We start from the raw sequence: 21,952 nt of genomic DNA on the forward strand, positions 1-21,952 counted from the left end.
TCGAAATTATAACCGCAGTAAAATATAAATAAATGCAATATCTTATAGTAGCCATTCTGCTCTTTGTAGTAGAATTGCTTTATTTTAAAATAGCGAATAAGTTTAACATTATCGACAAGCCGAACGAACGCAGTTCGCATACACAAGTGACATTAAGAGGAGGCGGTATTGTTTTTTACTTCGGTGTACTAATCTATTTCCTCTATTCTGGATTTGAATACCCTTGGTTTTTCTTAGGATTGACGCTAATGACTGTAATCAGTTTTTTAGACGATGTGTTTACGCTTTCCAATAAAGTTCGCTTGTTGATACATTTGGTATCTGTACTGCTGATGTTTCAACAATGGGATTTGTTTGATTTATCCATGATATGGGTTTTTTTGAGTTTGGTTGTTACCATAGGTACGATTAATGCTTATAACTTTATGGATGGGATAAATGGGATTACGGCCCTTTATAGTTTGGCTGTATTGGGACTCTTAGCACTGGTTAATCTCGAGGTGCATTTTGTCGACAGCGCTTTAATATATTATACGATGGTCGCAGCTGGAGTGTTTGCCTTTTTTAATTGCAGGGTCAAGGCTAAGTGTTTTGCGGGAGACGTCGGAAGTGTGAGCATGGCATTTATTGTGATTTTTCTGTTGGGCATGCTATTGATGAAAACAGAAAACTTCATTTACATACTCTTTTTGGCCGTATACGGCATGGATACGGTTTGGACTATAGTTCGTCGTACTTTAAAACGAGAAAACATATTTAAGGCACACCGTTCTCATTTATATCAATTTTTGAGCAATGAAGCCGGACAAAACAAATTGATTGTAGCTGCGACCTACGCAGTACTGCAATTTGCTTTGGGGTATGCGGTAATTGTCTTCAGTACAAGAGATGCTGTGTTTCAAATCATTTTTAGTTCTGCTTTATTGTTGGGACTTAGTTTAGTTTACCTGTTTTTGAAACAATACATCATCAATAAATATAAGATTGTCTAATGGGAATTTGGCTGATATACGGAAAAGGAGGACATGCTCGTGTAGTAGCAGACGCTATTTTAAAAGAGCAGGCAACTGCGGTAATCCATTATTTTGACGATGCTGAATTTCCTTATAATAGCAGCTTTGAGTCCGAAAGCCCCATTGTAATAGCAATAGGGAATAATTCAGTTAGAGAAAAAATAGCCAAAGAGCTCAAGCATGCGGTCGCGACGGTTATCCATCCTTCCGCTCAAATTGCCTCGGAAGTAATTATAGGTGAAGGTACTGTCGTATTGGCAAATGCCGTTATCCAAACAGGATGTATAATCGGAAAGCACTGCATTATCAATGCCAATGCCACAATTGATCACGATTGCAAATTAAGTGATTATGTCCATATTTCACCCAATGTCGCATTAGCGGGAAATGTGGTGGTAAAAGAAGGTACCCATATCGGTATCGGAGCATGTGTACTCCAAGGGATTCACATAGGAAAGTGGGCTACTATTGGTGCAGGAGCAGTTGTGACCACTAATGTACCCGATTATGCGGTCGTTGTAGGGAATCCGGGCAGAATTATTAAATACAACAGCTTGTAATTCATTTCGTTTCCATAAAATAACAACAAATCTACAGCCTTGCCACGAAAAAAGGCTGTAGTATACTATAAAACCAATTACTCCCTCTTATTCAGCAATTGCTCCAAAAAGGCTACTTTATCCTGTTCGGCTTTTAATAAGCGTTCGTAGAGTTCGGCTACCTTGTCAATAGGGTTGAAGCTAGGAGAGTAATTAGTTGCTCCTCCACCGTTGATAGTAGCGTTGTCGTTGCTATTAAAAGTATTATTGATAATGCTCAAAACCTTTTCGTCTGAATAACTTTTAATGGTTTCCACGTTTACTTCTAGCGCTTTGGCAATCTCTGTGATTTTTTGATCTTCCAATTCTTCGGTATTTTCGATTAAGGACAATTTTTGTTGGCTCATACCCAATATTTCGGCTAAGGTTTCTTGTTTCATCCCCCTGATTTCACGAAGGCGACAAATGTTGCGTCCGATATGCCTTTTTGGCTTTAAATCTTTTGTTTCCATAAGTTTTGCATTTGGATTGTAACTACTCAAAAGTAACGGATTGAAATAAGATATACAAATGATTAACAGCTTTCTTGGTGGCTTCAAATAAAATACACAGCCATAGAGAGAGATAGATTAGCGAATCCTTGGAGACGGTACGCGTAAATGTTAGAATGAATGGCAGGGATTCGAGCTGTTCGTTGAAGTTAACCAGACTTTAAAAAAAGGAGAACTATACTAAATGTGCCTTATTTGCTATTAGAACATTGTTTTTTTGGGGTTTTTTTTTGTATTTTTGAATGAAGGCTGCGATGATGTCAAAGCACGTTTTATTTAAACCCCCACCCATTGAATAATCAAGAAGAAAAATTTATAAAAGTATATCCCAATAGTGAAAAAGCATCTCTTTATGTGGCGGGGCGCATCGCCTCTTTAATCGTAAAGAAGAGCGAATTAGGCCAAAAAACAATCTTGGGATTGGCTACAGGAGCGACGCCTAAATTGGTGTATAAAGAACTGATTCGATTGCATCAATATGAGGGATTGAGCTTTAAAACTGTGGTGACTTTTAACTTGGATGAGTATTATCCGATGCAAGCGGTTGATGAACAAAGCTACCGTTCTTTTATGAATGTCAACCTGTTTAACCAGGTGGATATGCCTTCGGAAAACATTCATATCCCTGACGGAACGTTGAATTTAGAGGCGGTACAAGCACACTGTGCGCTTTATGAAAAGAAAATTCAGGACTTTGGTGGATTGGATTTGCAGTTGTTGGGCATTGGACGTACGGGCCATATCGGTTTTAACGAACCGGGATCTTTAGTGCAATCCACAACGCGTTTGGTGCATTTAAACGAGCTAACCATATCCGACGCCATAGGCGACTTTGGAGGCAGAGAACACGTGCCCAGTCAGGCGATTACCATGGGTATCAAAACCATCACTCAGGCCAGGGAAATCATTTTGTTGGCGCTGTCACAACGCAAGGCGGAGATCGTTCAAAAAGCCTTAGAAGGCACGGTGTCGGCAGCAGTACCCGCTACCTATTTGCAGCGGTTTAAGCAGGTGGAATTCGTTTTGGACATTGAAGCCGCCTCCCAATTGAAGGGGGATGTGGATTCGCGGATTTGATGATAGGCTGATTCGAGGATTCGCGGATTCGCTGATAGGCGGATTCGGGAGTTTCTACAAAAGACAAAATCTACGGAATTAAAAAACCACGGAGCGTTGACTTTAACGAAATCCAAGGCGAATCCGCGAATAAGCAAATAAACGAATCCGCATCTAGAAAATAAACGAATCCGCAAAAAAAAGGCTGATTCACTAGTGCATGCAACGCACAACACCTTCGGAGTTAAAAATCCCCTACACATTGTATTCACCGCAATCCAAAGCGAATAAACGAATCCGCGAATAAACGAATCCGCAAAAAAAAGGCGGATTCGCGGATGCGAGTGTTTCTGCAAAAGACAAAATCTACGGAATTAAAAGTCGGGCAAACGCCGATTTTAACGAAATCCAAGTCGAGTCAACAAACGAAAGGGCGGATTCGCTGATAGGCTGATTCGGGAGTTTCTACAAAGCGAAAAAAAAGCCGATTCGGGGATTCGGGGATTCGCGGATGCGAGAGCTTCTGCAAAAGACAAAATCTACGGAATTAAAAAATGCCTCAACATCGAATTTACCGCAATTCAAAGCGAATAAACGAACAAAAGGGCTGATTCGCGGATTCGCTGATAGGCTGATTCGGGAGTTTCTACAAAGCGCAAAACCTTCGGAGTTAAAAATCCCTGACACGCCGACTTTACCGCAATCTAAGGCGAATAAACGAATAAACGAATCAGCGAATCCTCAAAAAAAGACAAAATCTACGGAATTAAAAATCCCTGACACGCCGACTTTACCGCAATCCAAGGCGAATAATCGAATCCGCGAATAAACGAATCTGCTCTATAAGTAAATTTCCCGATTTTTAAAAATTTAACAAGACACATATAGGTTACCTTAATATTTTTTTTATATTTGGGTATAGATAAGTGCTAATTGCCGCGGGAAAACTGCGCTTTTCTGACGAAAACCAGTGGTTTTTTCGTTTTTTTCAGGGATTACTGCCTTTGTTGAAAAAGGGTCTACGCTGAAATAAAAGAGAAATCGCGCGCATTTTAATCGCTTGTCGATTTAGCAGTCGATCAGCGAAAAAAATTCCTGCAAGGGGAGGTTCCGCGCCTCACATATTTTCTGCAAGGTGGAAACCGGAATATTGTATCGACTCTTTGCGGTTTGCAGGGCGGTATTTTTGATTTTCCGCACGATGCTCTCCTCTATATTGTGATCTAGGGCAAATCCCCTTTGGGAAACCGCTTGCGCAATCCAATGGTGGTAAATGTAGGTACAGATAAGCGTATCGATATTCGGCATAACCTCAAAATAACCATTTATATAAAATAATATTGCGTACGATAGTGCGCAATTAAAATATTTTTTTATATTTGAAAGATAGAAAGCGATTTGCGATTGAAGGTTTCTTTTGGTTAGTGCGGAGAGACCGATTCGTTTTCCACAGCTGCCCAGGTGTTACAGGAAGTTTCCGATGGCGCTGTTCCATGGAAAGTCGCTTTTGAAGCAATTATTTATAGTAGGCTGCGAATACCTCCTCGTCTACATGCTTCGAGGGGTAAAACAGTTGGCTAAACCGCCTTTTAAGGGGGTGAAGCACCAAAGTATTCCCGCCGCTGCATCTACGCCTTAGGGCGTTTCGGATGGAGTTGTGCGGACAGGTATTCGCGGAACGGGCGTGAGCGCAGTCACTGGGTAGATAAGCCGAGTGTCTATACCGGCGAGCTGCAAGGCTCACGCCTTATTTAAGATTATTTATTTTTCGGGCCCTAGGCCTTTGATAGTTTTTTGAATGCTCAATTTTGAGGCGCTAACCGGCCTCATTTTATTGCACCAGCGCTTTTTTAAGCAGTTTCTCATAATTTAGTATTTTAGGATGCGGTGCAATAAAAATACCTCGAAGTTCATTACTGCGGACTATATGACTCGAGGTATGGTTTTTCCTCCTTTGCAGCTCCTAGCTTTGGGAGTAGCCGGGATTGCGGGGGAGGAATTTTTTAAAGGCGCCACTGCGCCTCTAGGCAAGCGTTTTTTTTAAGGATTGTAATAGCTCCGAGAACGCCGCGGCTCTTCGCCAATGGCGCGCTCCAACGAAATACTGGTAACGCTCCAGTGTTATTCGTAGCGCAACGAAGTACAATTAAATATTAGGCTCATGGTAATAGTCGTTTTTTTTAATGAGTAAGGGAGGTACATTCCCTAAGCATACCCCGGTCGAGTGTCGTCCGATTTTTCATAATATAAATTAATTTGAGCTGTACAGGACAGCATGGTAGTAGTCATTTAACGTACGGATTGGCTAATAGGGGTATGTTGTTTTTTATCAATAGCGGGCTCACCACGGTAAAAGCTGGTATTTTACAGTGAATTTTTTTTAATGAAACCCTTTATCAACACTATGGCGGGCTGTAAATGGCCTGCTGCGATCGAACAGAAAATACGGCAGCTCACCGCTGCGGGTGCGGTCGAATTGCTGCTGTATTCCAAAGCGTCTTTGGGACATTTCAACAGCCTGATTATCGTTTGTGGCGGACAGCTCAAGTCTGCCGATATAGCGGCTTGGAACCGAGAACCCTGGTGCCGGGACAGCGTGGAACAGCACGGTCTGAGCATCGCCTTGGTCGATGCGGCCGGACTCCGATCCGAAGCCGACCTACACTTTGCTTTTACGGCTTTAAACGCGCAGGACTGCGACGTGGTATATGCCGCCAACAAAAAATCCTACAAGCACTATGGGCTCTTGCCCAAGCAACAGCATTTTACCAAATGCAAGAGGCAACTCCAGCGCTGGCTCGACCGCCAAAGCGAAGCCTTTAAAGAGGATATGGCCTTATACGTTTATTTTTCATCCCAGCAAAACCAGGGGCAAGCAGCCTACCGCTGCTTGCAAATCCTTTTGCAAAAACAGCTGCAGGCCTTCCAAAGCTTTTTGTTGCCCAAGGCGATTCACTGGGGCGATACCCACGCGACTTTGAACTTTTTAAAGGCGCAGTTGCCCGGTTTTCCGTTTTACCTCACCTATCAGGCCCAAGGCTGGGCCGACTTAACAAAACTGCTGCACGCCCAAGCAGGGCTCGAAGAGCAAGTGTCCGACTTTGGCACCTTGGAACACCAACGCATCCGACAACTGCTGCAGTATTTGCAGGCCTATTTAAACAACGAATTAGCGCCCTTATACACCAAGGAGCTCAAGAAAAAATTGGCCCGCAACCAGATTTACCAGATCGAGCAACGCCTGCGTTCCGAAACCCAGTCCAAAGCCCAAATTTTACAGCGTCAGCTCGTCGCGATACTGCGGGAAGACCCCGCGATAATGCAGCTGTATTTAGTGGCCTGCAAGGGATTTGACCAAACGCCCAAAACCCCCTTGGGAAAGGTAAAGCGCGGCCGCCATTTTATAGTGCTGGTCATCGGCGACCAATTGAAGGCGGCGGGGCGTACCGCCGCCCAACAACTGCTGCAGCAGCGCTTGGGCAGTGCCGTCAAAATCACCCTGCTCTATCACCCTGCAGCCGAAATATTGGAAGGTTTAGCGCGCTTTCAAACGTTTTACAAGGAGGTATTCACCGCTAAGCGCTGTTTGTTTTCGCGGACCGAGGCGCCCTTGGGCTCCCGGCTTGAATGGGGAACGCCCCAGGCCGGTGCAAGCGATTACCAAGGTGAGCAGCTGCGGCTTTTACAAGCCTCGGGAAAGAGCTTGATGGAATTGGGAGCCAGGGAACTGCAAGACGCGCACATACCCGCCTTGCGGCAGCTGTTTTTGCAGTGCGCTTGGGCGCTGTGCTACAAGCAAATTCACTACCTGCCCAGTCAACTCGGGCTCTCGGAATCCTGGCTGCTGATTCAGTGGTTTCTGCCCGACTTCAAACCCGAGCTCATCGGCGGCCATTGGGAGCAGATCCTTCGCCAATTCGACGCCGACATTCCATCGAGCACCCCTGTGGATAAGGCACCGTCGATTCCCGAATTTTTTGCCATCACCAAAAAGATTTACCGCTATACCGAGCGCCACCTGCTGTGGGCGCTGGCAGATTTGTCTGTGGAAAACCAATAAAATTCACAAGCTTGTTAATAACAAAACGATTTGAACTAAACCGGTGTAGGAGGAAATAACTAGCTACTTAGCAGCCGTTAAAAAGATACGGCCAGATATGTGCTAGAACTAAGTGTTTTGGTGAAACTTCGGAGTTCGCCCTTATTTATGTTGGATAAGCTCGATCAATCCCAGCAGCATTTTGCCGATTGTCTGGGTTTGCCGCAGCAACTGTATTTGATTGCTGTGGTCGATGAAGTTGAGGTTACAGGCAATGATGATTTGGGTTTCCAATTCGTTGTTGTTGGCAAAGGCCAAATACAAATACCGAATGAAATCCCCGTTTTCGCTTTTGCTCACGCCTTCTGCTATAACAGAGGGTAGCGAAATGGCTGAACGCCTGATTTGATCGGTTAAAGCATGGACCTCCTGTTGTGGGAAATCGTGAGAAACCCTATAGATATCGGTCACTAGATCCATAGCCCTGTTCCACACTTCTAAGTCTTGATGCGTTTTCATTGTTTTGTTTTTTGATGGTAATTTCTGTTATATGATTAGTTTTTAGTTGGTTATAGGGGGTAAAATACTAATTATTGAGGATCAGCAAAAGGATTTTGTGGTTTTTTTTCATTTTTTTTGCGATTTAAATGAGACAGTTTGGTTTTTAAGACGGCTTGAACCGCTGCTGTTATCGCCGCCCAAATGCCTACTAACCCGCGAATTGCCCGGCGCGTTCGAGCCGAGCCGTTTCAAATTTTGCGGCCGCCCTGGAACGCGAAAATCCGTATACTTCTCGAATCCTTGCACTTGTAGCCGCATTAGCCGGGCTTTAAGTCGACTTTAAAGGCCCTTGAGGCCTGATTCTAGCGCTTGTAGCGTACATCTAACGTAATTTTTTGCTTTTTTTAAGTTTTTAAGTTTTTTTATTCCATTGGAAAAACCGCTCTATTTCGCTCTTTTATTTAGTGATAATATAAATTTGGCAAAAAATGATCGGATATTTTAAGCGATATGTTCCAATCGGAGCTTTTTGGATTAAATGGCTGATTAACAGGCGTGTCTCATATAATTAGACGTGCCTTAGACTACTAATTTGAGATTCTTTTTTAAAAAATAATTGCCAAATTCGCATTCTATGGTTTTAATGAGTGAATATATTATAACGTATTCTGTAAAAAGGGTGCTTTTGTTTATAACATACTCCTCTTTGGAAAAGATATCGTAGAAGGAATGGAAAATTAATTAAAAACTTATTTCAGATGAAGAAAAAATTACTTCCCTTAGCAGCACTATTTGTCAGTGGTATGGTTTATTCCCAGGTAGGTATTGGCACGCACTATCCCGATAAATCTGCGCAATTAGAAATTAGCTCGGATGACAAAGGGGTGTTGATTCCCCGCATTGCACTGAGCAGCACTACCGATGCGACGAGCATCACCGAGGGCAATGTCGAAAGCCTGTTGGTGTATAATAAATCTTCTGTAGCCGATGTTACCCCAGGTTATTACTACTGGTATAGAAATCGCTGGGTGCGCATCGTCAGCGATGAAGATACCGCCCTGTTTCTAAATACGAGCAACGTCAAATTGAGTGTGATCAACGGCGAATTGGTCCTCGAAGATACCGAAGGCCATAAGGTTTCTGTTTTGCTTACCGATATCGCCCATACCGAAGTGGTAACGACCTTGGTCAACAATGGAAACGGTAATTATACCTATACCAACGAAGCCGGTGATACGGTCGATATCGATGTGCTCACCGATGTCACCACGAATTTTGAGGAAATCATCAACAACACCAATGTACAAAACCACCTCAACCAATTCATCACTAAAGTCGAGGGCAATGTGAGCTTCGACGGCGATAATTTTACCTATGTCGACGGCAGCGGTAACGTACAAATCATCGACATCACCGAATTGGTCAAGGCGGCGGAAACGCTGACGACTTTGGTACAAGACGGCACGACCAAGATCTATACCTACACCAACGAAGCCGGTGCTACGGTCCAAATTGACGTGGCGGCCGACGTGACCAACAAATTCGAAGAGATCATCAACAACACCCACGTCCAAGACATCTTAAACCAGTATTTCTCCAAAATCGAGGGTAATGTGAGCTTCGACGGCGATAATTTTACCTTTGTCGACGGCAGCGGTAACGTACAAATCATCGACATCACCGAATTGGTCAAGGCGGCGGAAACGCTGACGACTCTGGTACAAGACGGCACGACCAAGATCTATACCTACACCAACGAAGCCGGTGCTACGGTTCAAATTGACGTGGCGGCCGACGTGACCAACAAATTCGAAGAGATCATCAACAACACCCACGTCCAAGACATCTTAAACCAATACATCACTAAAGTCGAGGGGAATGTGAGCTTCGACGGTGATAATTTTACCTATGTCGACGGCAGCGGTAACGTACAAATCATCGACATCACCGAATTGGTTAAAGCGGCGGAAACGCTGACGACTCTGGTACAAGACGGCACGACCAAGATCTATACCTACACCAACGAAGCCGGTGCTACGGTTCAAATTGACGTGGCGGCCGACGTGACCAACAAATTCGAGGAAATCATCAACAACACCCACGTCCAAGACATCTTAAACCAATACATCACTAAAGTCGAGGGGAATGTGAGTTTCGACGGGGATAATTTTACCTATGTCGACGGCAGCGGTACGGTTCAGATCATCGACATCACCGAATTGGTTAAAGCGGCGGAAACGCTGACGACTTTGGTACAAGACGGCACGACCAAGATCTATACCTACACCAACGAAGCCGGTGCTACGGTTCAAATTGACGTGGCGGCCGACGTGACCAACAAATTCGAAGAGATCATCAACAACACCAACGTCCAAGACATCTTAAACCAGTATTTCTCCAAAATCGAGGGAAATGTGAGCTTCGACGGCGATAATTTTACCTATGTCGACGGCAGCGGTAACGTACAAATCATCGACATCACCGAATTGGTCAAAGCGGCGGAAACGCTGACGACTTTGGTACAAGACGGCACGACCAAGATCTATACCTACACCAACGAAGCCGGTGCTACGGTTCAAATTGACGTGGCTGCCGATGTGACCAACAAATTCGAAGAGATCATCAACAACACCCACGTTCAAGATATTTTAAACCAATACATCACTAAAGTCGAGGGCAATGTGAGTTTCGACGGCAATAATTTTACCTATGTCGACGGCAGCGGTACGGTTCAGATCATCGACATCACCGAATTGGTCAAGGCGGCGGAAACGCTGACGACTTTGGTACAAGACGGCACGACCCGGATTTATACCTATACCAACGAGGCCGGTGATAAGGTGGATATTGACGTGGCGGCGGATGTGACCAACAAATTCGAAGAGATCATCAACAACACCCACGTTCAAGACATTTTGAACCAATATTTCTCCAAAATCGAGGGCAATGTGAGCTTCGACGGCGATAATTTTACCTATTACGACGAAAATGGGGCGGTTCAGATCATCGACATCACCGAATTGGTTAAAGCGGCGGAAACGCTGACGACTCTGGTACAAGACGGCACGACCAAGATCTATACCTACACCAACGAAGCCGGTGCTACGGTCCAGATTGACGTGGCGGCCGATGTGACCAACAAATTCGAAGAGATCATCAACAACACCAATGTCCAAGACATCTTAAACCAGTATTTCTCCAAAATCGAGGGCAATGTAAGCTTCGACGGCGATAATTTTACCTATTACGACGAAAACGGAGCGGTTCAAATCATCGACATCACCGAATTGGTCAAAGCGGCGGAAACGCTGACGACTTTGGTACAGGACGGCACGACCAAGATCTATACCTACACCAACGAAGCCGGTGATAAGGTGGATATTGACGTGGCTGCCGACGTGACCAACAAATTCGAAGAGATCATCAACAACACCAACGTTCAGGATATCTTAAACCAATATTTCTCCAAAATTGAGGGCAATGTGAGCTTCGACGGCGATAATTTCACCTATTACGACGAAAATGGAGCGGTTCAAATCATCGACATCACCGAATTGGTCAAAGCGGCGGAAACGCTGACGACTTTGGTACAAGATGTTACCACCAAGGTGTTTACTTATAGTAACGAAGCCGGTGACAAGGTGGATATCGACATACCCGCTGCGATTGTCCATACCACCAATCAGGATTACATCGATTATATGACCGACTTCGTCGAAACAAAACAAACCCTAACCACTTTGACCGATATAATCACAGCCGGTTTCAACGAAGAGGGAGAGGAAATCGAAGTCCACACCCTAACCTATACCGATGAGATGGGCATTGCCAATCCGGTTGATATTCGAGTGTTGGTAAAGGGCACCGAAACCATCACGGAAATGACCTACGATCCCGTAACACACAAATTGGCGTATACCAATGAGAAAAATGTGACTACCGAGTTTAGCTTGGTCGACATGATCGGCGAAATCGAATCCCTAACCACCTTGGAATTGGATGTCGATGAAAAGAAACTGGTCTATACCGATGAAAAACAGCTCGTGCATACGCTGGATTTGGCACCGATTATTCAAGAACCCTGGTACAGCACAGCCACCCATATCGGAGCGGTATCCAATACGGACAATATCTACACCAACGGCTGGGTGGGTATCGGTTACAACACGGCTTCAGATGTGCCTAATGAAAAGCTTCGCGTCAATGGAAGTATTTCTACGGTAAACAGCAGCTATGCCGATTATGTGTTTGAGGATTATTACAACGGTTTTTCCGAAATAAAACTGGACTATCAGTTTAAAAATCTCGATGCAGTAGAAGCGTTTATTAAAACAAACAGGCATTTACCCGGTATTACTCCCATACACGAGCTGGCGAAAACCGCAGAGGGATACGCCTTTAACCTGTCGGAATTGTCGATACAGCTGTTGGAGAAAACCGAAGAACTCTACCTACACCTGATCGAACAAAAGAATCAAATCGAAGTTAAGGATGTGCAAATTCAACAATTGGAACGAGCAAATCAGACCGTACAGGATCGATTAACCAAATTGGAAGGTTTATTACTTGTTAAGTAAGCATTCTCCTAATCTAAAAATATAGAAAAGATGAAAACGAAGCGGTTTATAAGTTTGTTTCACACCATAGCAATGGTGGTATTGTTGTTCCTGGGATCGATGACATCCTTTGCACAAGCGAATATGACCAAGATTAAAGACGGTACGGTTTCCGGTTCCAGCACTACGCCGGTTTTGGGTGCCGTATTGGAATTGGAAAGCACCAATAAAGGATTTTTGACGCCCCGGTTAACCGAAGGCCAACGCGATGCTATTGTAATGGCCAACCGCGTAGACGGATTGCTGATTTACAACACCAGCTCGGGTTGTTTTAATTATTGGGCCAGCGCACAGCAACTGTGGTTGAGCCTGTGTGGAACCCCGCCACCGGCGGTAATCAACATCAGTACCCTACAGTGTAGCGCCGTGGTGGTCAACGGAATCTACAAACAAGGCGAGTTCTTAAACAGCAGCAATACCCTAAACGTACCCGTTTCCGTTACTCAAGCGGGAACCTATGAAGTTACGGCTTCAACGAACAACGGTTATTACTTTTCGGCCAAGGGAACTTTTCCAACCACGGGTTCGTATATGCTTACTTTGCTCGGTGTAGGTACGCCTAATACAGGCTACGATGCCGGCGCCTTAGGCGATGAGGTAACCCTGGTTTTAAACAACAGGGTAGCCGCCTGTAAGCCTAATGTTTTCGTGGAAAAAGCCAGCGTAGACTTCGCGGTCTTATGTGCCAATATCCAAACTGCTGGAAACTATTTTATCGGCATGAACCTGTATGATACCCATAAAATGCAGGTCGAAGTCAACGTAAGTCATACCGGATTCTGGAGTATCAATACCAATGTACTCAACGGATATTCCTTTGCCGGTACGGGAACATTTACCGCCACAGGGCCGCAAACCGTTCAATTGTCGGGTACCGGTAAGCCAGTGGCTGCGGGAACCAACCAGTTTAACATCTCGACCAATGCGGCAACACCAGTCAATTGTTCCAATATTCCAGTGGTCGTAGCTGCGGTAAAATATACCATCGATTGCAGTCAGGCCGTGATTAACGGGACCTATATGCAAGACGTCGCCTTGACCAACAGCAATACCATAACGCTTAAAGTCAATGTATTGGCCACGGGAACCACGACCATTACAACCAATACGGCTTCGGGAATTAGCTTTAGCTCGGGCTTGCAGACCTTCGATACCTTGGGCGAACAAATGGTTACCCTCAACGGTACGGGTACCCTTACCGCAACCACCGATGTGGACTTGAATATTACCGCTACCTCTGGTTTGGTAACGCCTTGTTCCGTGACCATCCCTACCGCGGCACAACCGGTACGCTATACCATGGCCTGCAACTCTTTGATCGTCGAAGGAAGTTATGCGCCTGAAACGCCGATGATTGCCAGTAATTTGATGAAAATCACGGTAAACGTAGTCTATCCGGGTGCTTATGTAATCAGTACCAATGCGGTAAACGGAATTTCATTCTCGGCCTCGGGTACTTTTGCGCAAACCGGTAGCCAGGAAATTACCCTTAGAGCAACGGGTATACCAGTGGCAGGGGGGAGTTTCTCCTACATCGTTTCCAATAACAGCAGCAGCGGCAGTACCAATTGTACCAAGAGCATTACGTTCGTTTATAGAACGATGAACATACTCGGTGTGGGACAGGGATTGTATGCCCCGGGAACCGCTTCCAATTCAGAAGCCTCGCGAGCCATTATACAAAACAAATCCAATTTTGGTCCGGCGGGAGTAGTACAGATTCAAGACATGAAAATCTTTAATAACGGTCTCAGTCAAGGAACTACTTTGAGAAACAATATCAACAACAACAAGATTGATATCATTGTGCTCGGGTACAACTTCTTGCCCAATGCAGCGAGTATCGAAATACTGAACGATTTTGTCAAAAACAAAAAAGGCGTTTTGATCCACTCTCAAGAAAACGATGCTGCTGGTGCACGGAATTTAATCAATAAAATCACCGGCGGTTCGGTCACGGTAAGCGGTACAGGAACCACCTATTACAATCCGATTTTGAATGTGGACGATTCCATACTCAAAGGCCCATTTGAAGATGTAAGTGGAAAAGGCGGTGGATCCGATGTAAACAACTCGTATTACGTATCGGATTTCCCATCCAATATGAAGGTTTTAGCGATTCAAAATGGATATGCGTCTAGAGCGTGGATGCTGAAACACGAATCGCTGGGATATGTGTATGTGGGCGATTCTGGTTGGACTTCCGGAACGCCGTCAAATACCTCAACCACCATTTGGCCAGCCTATATCACCACCACCGGTTTACCACGGTTTAAAAACTATAGTGGAGGTACGGTATACAACAGTTTCCTTTATGCGAACACCTTGGCATGGGCGGTGAAGTACGTACAATTGAATATTCAACAGGACTATCAAGTACAATAATTTTATCTAATGGAGTGGGGGGCGGTTTGCCTCCCGCTTCTTATGAATTACAGCACGGCGCTAGTGCCATTTGGGTTTGCCAAAGTATAAAGGGCAACGGCGATGTAGAAAATCGCCCAGAACTCTAGTCGCGCTTCGCCAAAAAAAGACAATTCCAATTAAAAGAAATCAATATGAACCGAAAAATAAAATATGCGATTTATCCCGCGCTGTTTTTTGTCGGCCTTTGTGGACATAGTCAGGAAACGGGGGTTATGGTAAACTTCGGTGACATCTATATTTCGTCTAATACCGAAATGACCACTTTAAAGGGCTTTGACAATACAGAATCTGGGGTGGTCTACAACGATGGCGAATTGTATTTGCGGGCGTATTTAAAAAACAACGGCTTGTTTACATACAATTCCACCGCCAAAACTGGCTACACCATTTTTGAGGGAACCGAGGCAAACCGGCAGCTCATTACCGGAAATAAGCCCATAGAATTTCTCGACGTTTTATTTAATAAAACCAGCATTCCGCGAGATTTTGAACTAAAAAACGACATCAGCATATCGGGAACGGCCAATTTTACCCAAGGCATCCTGCACTTGGATTCCTTGCAGGGCGGCCTGGTGTTTGAAAAAAATGCCCGAGCGATCAATATGCATCAGGACAGCCACGTCAAGGGACAGGTGGAAAAAAAGGGCAAGGAAGCCTTTATCTATCCCGTTGGAAATGGACAGTATTACCGAAGAGCAGCCCTTAGCGCACCCCCGGCGGTCGCCGATCATTTTAGCGCGGAATATTTCTTTAAAACCGCGTTAAAGCAATATCCTTCAGCTAGTAAAGCAGGGGTGATCTTAGAGGTGAACCCCAGTGAATATTGGGTCATCAAGCAGTTGAATAGCCCAAGCGAACTGATTTTGAGTTTGAGTTGGGATGCCAACACCACGCCGGCACAATTTCTCGCAACACCGGAAAAAAACCTGCATATCGTGCGCTGGGACGACAAGGAGGCGCTTTGGGTAGACCAAGGCGGCATCGTCGATCTGGCTGAAAAAACCGTAACCACGCCCACGGCGGTAGATGGCTATGGGATTTTTACGCTTGCCACGGTAAAACACGAGCTGATTTTGGAAGGTGATGTGGTGATCTACAATGCCGTCAGTACCAATGGAGACGGTAAAAACGACTACTTCTTTATCGACCGCATTCAAGAATACCCCCAAAATACCGTGCAAATCTTTAACCGTTGGGGAACCAAGGTTTTTGAAACGACCAACTACGACAGTAGCGGGAATGTGTTTAAGGGCTATTCCGACGGTAAGGGAACGCTAAACAAAAATGAAAAGTTGCCGACGGGAACCTATTATTACATTTTGACCTACGAGCTCCATTCGGCCAGTGGAACCCAGGTCATCAAAAAGGCGGGTTATTTACACTTGGAAAACAATTAAGGAGCGCAGTTGCACCGCTTTGAGCAGACGCTACTGCCCGCAGTAGGCCGAGTTCAAACGGGAATAGCCGCGTTAAATCACAAATAAAAGCGACATTTATGAACTTAAAATACTTTATAAAGGCAATGGGAGTGGGTTTGTTTTTCCTCAGTGGATTTTCGAATCTCTACGGCCAACAAGATTCGCAGTACACCCAATATATGTACAACACCGTTGCGGTGAATCCGGCTTATGCCGGATCCAGAGGGGTGATGAGCGTATTTGGGATGTATCGCACCCAATGGGTGGGACTCGATGGGGCGCCCAAAACGGCCAAGCTCTCCCTGCACACCCCCTTGGGCGAGTCGCGACTGGGTTTGGGCCTGGCCTTTACCAACGACCGCATTGGCGCTATGGACGAAAATAACATCGATATAGACATCTCCTATACCATCGATTTGAGTCGGCGCTTGAAGCTGTCTTTCGGCGTCAAGGGAACCGCCAATCTACTTGAGGTCGACTACAGCAAACTCGATATTTACAACCCCAACGACGGGCAGTTTCAAGAAAATATCAACAATCAGTTTTCGCCTAATATAGGGGCGGGACTCTACCTGCACTCCGACAAGAGTTATATCGGACTTTCGGTGCCGAATTTCTTGACCACCGAACGCTACGACGACAATACCGTGGCTACGATGAAGCAAAAGATGCACTTTTACCTCATCGGGGGACAGGTGTTTGAATGGTCGCCGACTTTTAAGTTTAAACCGGCTTTTTTGATCAAAGCGGTAAACGGCGCTCCGCTACAAGTGGATCTTACGGCCAACTTTTTGATCTATGAGAAGCTAACGCTAGGCGTGGCCTACCGTTGGGATGCTGCGGTTAGTGGTTTAGTGGGCTTTCAGCTTAGCGACGGACTTTTTGTCGGTTATACCTATGATACCGATACGACCAAACTGGCCCATTATAACTCCGGATCTCACGAGATTTTTATGCGTTTTGAACTGTTTAATCGCTTGAATCGAATCGTTTCACCGCGTTTCTTCTAAGGGCTATAACCGCCTTCGGCGCGCCGTCGATCGGTCAGGCCCTGGAGCTATGCGTTTGAAAACTAAAAATACTGATATATGAAAATCACCAAAAAATACCTATTCGGGGCTTTGGCCATTTTCTGCGCTATGGCCCTGCACGCGCAAGAAGCGCAAGAGCGCAGAGCAACGGCGAAATACGAGAATTACGCCTACGTAGACGCGATTAAAATTTACGAACGGGTTGCCCGTAAAGGCCATCAGTCGCAACAGCTGTTTCAAAACCTGGGCAATGCCTATTACTTTAACGGCAAATTAATCGATGCGGCCAACTACTACGCCCAGTTGTTCGCTGTGGAATCCGCTGCAGACATACCGTCGGAATACTATTACCGCTACGCTCAAACCCTAAAGGCAAAGGAACTATACCCCGAAGCCGCTGAGTACCTACAGCTTTTTAAAGAGCGGGAAAACCGCGACGGTAGAGCGCTGCTCTTAGACGCTCCGGCGGATTATTTGACCGGCTTTAAAACCGATGTGCCGCGGTACACCATAGCGGCACTCCCGATCAATTCCGCTTGGTCCGATTACGGCAGCACCCTATATGAAAACCAGTTGATCTTTAGCTCGGCCCGGGAGAAAACGGGTTTTTCCAAGCGGATACACAGCTGGACCGACGAGCCCTTTACGCGTTTATACGCAGCGGAGATCGACGCCGAAGGCCATTGGGGAACGCCCCGGGTTTTTGCCCCCGAACTCGGCTCGAAGTTCAACGAATCCACACCGGTTTTTTCCGAGGACGGCAATACGGTGTATTTTACGCGCAACAACTACGCCAACGGAAGGCGGATCACCGACGACAAGGGCATTAGCCTGCTTAAGATTTACCGCTCACAGCGCACGGACAACCGCTGGAGTGAACCCGAGGAATTGCCCTTCAATTCCAATGCGTTTAGTTCGGCCCATCCCGCCTTGACTGCCGACGGGAAATGGCTGTATTTCGCCTCCGATCGAGACGGAAGCATCGGCCAATCCGATTTGTATAAGGTGGCGATACATCCCAACGGCAGCTTGGGCAATCCCATAAATTTAGGACCTGAAATCAACACCGAAGGCCGGGAGAGCTTTCCCTTTATCACAGCGGATAACGAACTGTACTTTGCCTCGGACGGCCGCCCGGGTTTGGGCGGCTTGGATATTTACGTCACCCGTATAGGCGACGACCAAAGCAGGTCGATCATACAGTCTATAGGCGCGCCGGCAAACAGCCCCCAAGACGACTTTGGCTTTTATATAGACAGCCACAGCAGAACCGGATTTTTGTCCTCCAACAGAGCCGGACAAGACGATATTTACGCCTTTACCGAACTTCAAAGGCTTTCGCTGGATTGCAACCAAAGCATTTACGGCCTGGTTTACGATCCAATTACCCAACTGAAATTGAACCAGGCCTTGGTGACCTTAACCGATGCGGACTTCAATAAAGTCGCCGAACTCCGAACAACCGCCGATGGAAAATATGAATTTAAAGATCTCAAATGCGGAAACCGCTACCGGATTAACGCCCAGTTAATCGATTACAATACCGCTGAGGTGGCGGTCGACTTGCCGTTGAAAACCGAACGCGTAGAAGCGAATTTCGGTTTGGAAAAAAATCGGGTAATCATCAAAAAAGGAGACGACTTGTTTGTGGTACTGCAGTTAGCGCCTATATATTTCGATTTTGGCAAGGCCGACATCCGTCCCGAGGCTCAAGTGGAATTGGCTAAAATTTGCGAAGTCCTTTTAGAAAATCCAAAGATGGTCATCGATGTACGTGCCCATACCGACAGCCGAGGTAATGATGCCTACAACTTAAAGCTGTCCGATCAAAGAGCCCGTGCCACCGCCAAGTGGATCGTCAGCCAGGGCATAGCGCCACAGCGCGTATTGGCCCGAGGATTTGGTGAAACCCAATTGCTCAACGGCTGTTCCAACGGAATCCCGTGCAACGAGGATGAACATCAAGTAAACCGCCGCAGCGAATTTATTATCTTGGAGATGTAAATCGGGGCGTTTACACGACGGCTAAGCGGTATAGCTAGCGAATGCACAAGCCGCAGCTATACCGCTTTTAAATCGCTTTTAAATCGCTTTTTTTTAACGGACACCCCATAGAAACCCAGTAAAGTGCTCAATATAAAATATTGATATTCTCAATTAGTGAATTTATTGGTCATTTTAAAGGGTTTTTGATAAATACTCGTAAATTGCGATTTTTTGAAATCCGCAGTGCTAAGCTCTTTTTTAAAGGGGGTCTTCCGCGTTGATCACAGAAATTTTGAGAAAATTTTATCGGTTTGTTTTGGTTGTAATTAATTGATTTTCAATTAATTGTTGGTAGTTTGACCTGTGGTTTCCGGTGACTTAAGCGACTGTGTAAGGCTGGGATTCTTAAAAAAAATTCGTAAATTTGTCTTTTTATGAGGAATAAATCGATAGATTTATAAGTTAAAAGTGACTTAATGAGATTATTACACCGTTTACTGTAGTTTTAAGCGTCTAAATCTTTTTAACAAGAACCTATTTATGAACGTATCTTCCATTATTGATATACAGCATCTTAAAAAACTGAAATTCCAAGAGGTCTTAAAGCTGATTGTCTTGCTGTTTACCCTACAGATTATACTGATACTCGTTCGCATACCCCTCTATGTGTGTCTGGGGGTTTGCGTGCTGATTTACCTGTACAAGAAAAACCTCAATGAGGGCTTTATTCGAGCAAAAGCATACCGACCCTTATGGCTTAATTTGATTTTTTTCCTGTTGGTGATTGCGGTTAATCTAAAGCCCTATACCAATTTTTCGATTGGAGTAACCGTTGCCTACCTCTTGTTTTACGCCTTGTTGATTCAAGTGCAACTGCGCAAGCAACCGCAGTCCGAGTTGTATACGGATTCCAAAAACATCATTGGTATTTTTAGTTATTTTCGACTGTTTAGCATACTGAGTTTACTGGTCTATCTCGTTGCCAAGAATTCGGGCATCCTGATCGACTTTAACCTCGATATGATTATACTGGGGGTGTCCTTTTTTTGCATCGTCTTTGGGTTGGTGTATTTGCTGGCCTTTCGGGTACAGCTCGACCAGGAACAGCTGGCGCAACGCCTGCATCATCCCGATGCGGAGCAGCCCTTGCATCAGAACTGCGAAAAATTTGATCTGGAATGCGACCATTTGATTGCCCAAAAGATCATCGCGTTTTACAAGCGCTCGGATTTGTATTTGGACGCCCAGTTCAATTTAATCGATCTGGCGAGGGAGTTGGGACACAGCCGTGCCGAATTGTCCGAGGTGTTGAACCGGGAGATGAAGGTGGGCTTTTATTCCCTCACCGCGCTATATCGCATCGAATACGCCAAAAAAGCCATATTGCAAGATGAAAATCTGCCGATACACGCTCTAATGCGGCAGAGTGGCTTTCATTCGAAAACCACTTTTAACAAATATTTTAAAGCCTTTGTCGGCGTGAGGCCCTCGGTGTTCCGAGAGCAATGCGCCACGGCAAAAAACAGTATATAACCCAGTGATCTATGGTGTGTTTTTACGGGATCTTCCTGAGCAATATCGCTTTGTTGGCCCTGGTCAATATGTATTTTGATCGATTCATTTACACGGCCGAGGCTTATCGAGGTGCTTCCTTTGTATTTCAGTGTTTTTTATTGTTTCACTGTGCGCTGATCGGCGGACTGCTGTGGATGGGAGGGGAGGGGTTCTGGATCGACTTATCGGCTCCGTTGGGCTTTTTTTACGCCCCCTTCTTTTACACCTTGGTTTCGGTATGGGCAGGCGGCGTAGCAAAACCGATGCACTACAGCGCGATGCACTTTGTCTTGGGCTTTATCGGCATACTCCTCGCTGCGGTTTTGCTGCGCTTTTACAGGGATGATGCGGAATTGGTCGCAAATTTTGCATTAATCGTCTACGGCCTGGTCTGTCTGCAGGTCACCGCCTACACCCTGATGAGCTATATCGAATTTCACCGCCTTGTCAGAGATAAAATGGCCCTGATGATCATGAGTCAAGCCACTATGGTTTTACTGGCGACTTCCCTGGTTTTTATAACGGTCATTTTTAGTGAATTGCGTCAGAAAGCAGCGGTTTTTAACAGTTTTGTCATCGCGGTACTCATGTGGAATGGCGTGATCATCATGCTGCGTTACAACCTGCTGCTCGTAGCGCGTAAATTTGCGGTGTTTAAGAGTGTGGATACGACCCAAAAATCCAAGGAGTCTTTTTCGATTACCTCCAAGGGACGCTTTGCTACAAACCGGGTGTACAAGCGAAAAAACACCGCGGAACAAGGGGCGGGCAAATACGAGCGTTCCCGCATCTCAGAGGTGGAAATGCAAATATACCTGCAGCGCCTAGAAGCGGTGATGGACAGCAAAATATATTTGGACTGCGAACTGTCTCTCGATATTTTGGCCAAAACCACGCGCATTCCCAAATACCACCTCACTCAGGTTTTTAACCAGGGACTCCATTCCAATTTTAACCGGTTTATCAACGCCAAAAGAGTGGCCCATGCCGTGTGCTTTCTCGACGATCCCGACAACCGAGATACCGTACTCACCATTTTGCTGCAAAGCGGCTTCAATTCTCGCCCCTCTTTCTACAGGGCTTTTGCCGAGCATTACGAGCTGTCTCCTGCGGATTACCGCAAGTACAGTCACGCCAAAAGCCGGAATTCTTAGACTCCACAACCCCAATCAAGACGTCCCTCGCAAGGGGTGCCGCTTTTTGAACGGGATAATGCCTGTT

General features: G+C 45.5%; 14 protein-coding genes. 11 read left to right on the top strand and 3 right to left on the bottom strand.

The window, feature by feature from the left end:
- Positions 1–32: 32 nt before the first annotated feature.
- Together ACQZ43_RS07180 and ACQZ43_RS07185 are read left to right on the top strand one after the other, a co-directional pair.
- Complete coding sequence (locus ACQZ43_RS07180) at positions 33–992, top strand: MraY family glycosyltransferase (RefSeq protein WP_430615326.1); 960 nt, start codon at positions 33–35, stop codon at positions 990–992.
- Positions 992–1,573 carry an acetyltransferase gene (locus ACQZ43_RS07185; protein ID WP_430615328.1) on the top strand — a complete coding sequence of 194 codons (582 nt, stop codon included), beginning with the start codon at positions 992–994 and terminating at the stop codon, positions 1,571–1,573. The genes ACQZ43_RS07180 and ACQZ43_RS07185 overlap by 1 nt, the downstream gene beginning before the upstream one ends.
- Before the next feature lie 77 nt (positions 1,574–1,650).
- Here ACQZ43_RS07185 and ACQZ43_RS07190 read toward each other — a convergent pair whose 3' ends face one another.
- Positions 1,651–2,064: a helix-turn-helix domain-containing protein gene (locus ACQZ43_RS07190; protein ID WP_430615330.1), complete on the bottom strand. Its 414-nt coding sequence runs from the start codon at positions 2,062–2,064 to the stop codon at positions 1,651–1,653.
- 330 nt (positions 2,065–2,394) lie between these two features.
- Between ACQZ43_RS07190 and nagB the strand changes: the two genes are divergently transcribed.
- Positions 2,395–3,180, top strand: coding sequence for a glucosamine-6-phosphate deaminase (gene nagB, locus ACQZ43_RS07195; RefSeq protein ID WP_430615332.1), 786 nt, complete (start codon positions 2,395–2,397; stop codon positions 3,178–3,180).
- Between the two features lie 1,047 nt (positions 3,181–4,227).
- Here nagB and ACQZ43_RS07200 read toward each other — a convergent pair.
- Positions 4,228–4,467 carry a transcriptional regulator gene (locus ACQZ43_RS07200; RefSeq protein ID WP_430615333.1) on the bottom strand — a complete coding sequence of 80 codons (240 nt, stop codon included), beginning with the start codon at positions 4,465–4,467 and terminating at the stop codon, positions 4,228–4,230.
- 1,075 nt (positions 4,468–5,542) lie between these two features.
- Here ACQZ43_RS07200 and ACQZ43_RS07205 point away from each other — a divergent pair.
- Positions 5,543–7,219, top strand: coding sequence for a hypothetical protein (locus ACQZ43_RS07205; protein ID WP_430615334.1), 1,677 nt, complete (start codon positions 5,543–5,545; stop codon positions 7,217–7,219).
- 141 nt (positions 7,220–7,360) lie between these two features.
- Here the strand turns inward: ACQZ43_RS07205 and ACQZ43_RS07210 are convergent, their stop codons facing one another.
- Positions 7,361–7,717, bottom strand: coding sequence for a four helix bundle protein (locus tag ACQZ43_RS07210; protein WP_430615336.1), 357 nt, complete (start codon positions 7,715–7,717; stop codon positions 7,361–7,363).
- A 740-nt stretch (positions 7,718–8,457) separates the two neighbouring features.
- Between ACQZ43_RS07210 and ACQZ43_RS07215 the strand changes: the two genes are divergently transcribed.
- From ACQZ43_RS07215 to ACQZ43_RS07245, 7 genes are all read left to right on the top strand, one after another.
- A complete protein-coding gene (locus ACQZ43_RS07215) occupies positions 8,458–12,276 on the top strand; it encodes a hypothetical protein (RefSeq protein WP_430615338.1) in 3,819 nt (1,272 codons plus the stop codon).
- Positions 12,277–12,306: 30 nt separating this feature from the next.
- Positions 12,307–14,700 (top strand): hypothetical protein, encoded by a 2,394-nt coding sequence (locus tag ACQZ43_RS07220; protein WP_430615340.1) that lies wholly within the window; start codon positions 12,307–12,309, stop codon positions 14,698–14,700.
- 173 nt (positions 14,701–14,873) lie between these two features.
- Positions 14,874–16,139 (top strand): gliding motility-associated C-terminal domain-containing protein, encoded by a 1,266-nt coding sequence (locus ACQZ43_RS07225; protein ID WP_430615341.1) that lies wholly within the window; start codon positions 14,874–14,876, stop codon positions 16,137–16,139.
- Between the two features lie 98 nt (positions 16,140–16,237).
- Positions 16,238–17,170, top strand: coding sequence for a PorP/SprF family type IX secretion system membrane protein (locus tag ACQZ43_RS07230; RefSeq protein WP_430615343.1), 933 nt, complete (start codon positions 16,238–16,240; stop codon positions 17,168–17,170).
- Positions 17,171–17,248: 78 nt separating this feature from the next.
- On the top strand, positions 17,249–19,195 hold the full coding sequence (locus tag ACQZ43_RS07235) for an OmpA family protein (RefSeq protein WP_430615345.1): 1,947 nt from the start codon (positions 17,249–17,251) through the stop codon (positions 19,193–19,195).
- Between the two features lie 522 nt (positions 19,196–19,717).
- A complete protein-coding gene (locus ACQZ43_RS07240; protein WP_430615347.1) occupies positions 19,718–20,710 on the top strand; it encodes a helix-turn-helix domain-containing protein in 993 nt (330 codons plus the stop codon).
- A gap of 11 nt (positions 20,711–20,721) precedes the next feature.
- On the top strand, positions 20,722–21,885 hold the full coding sequence (locus ACQZ43_RS07245) for a helix-turn-helix domain-containing protein (RefSeq protein WP_430615349.1): 1,164 nt from the start codon (positions 20,722–20,724) through the stop codon (positions 21,883–21,885).
- Positions 21,886–21,952 lie beyond the last annotated feature (67 nt).

The organism is Flavobacterium sp. JP2137 (genome assembly GCF_050562195.1).
Lineage (GTDB): Bacteria > Bacteroidota > Bacteroidia > Flavobacteriales > Flavobacteriaceae > Flavobacterium.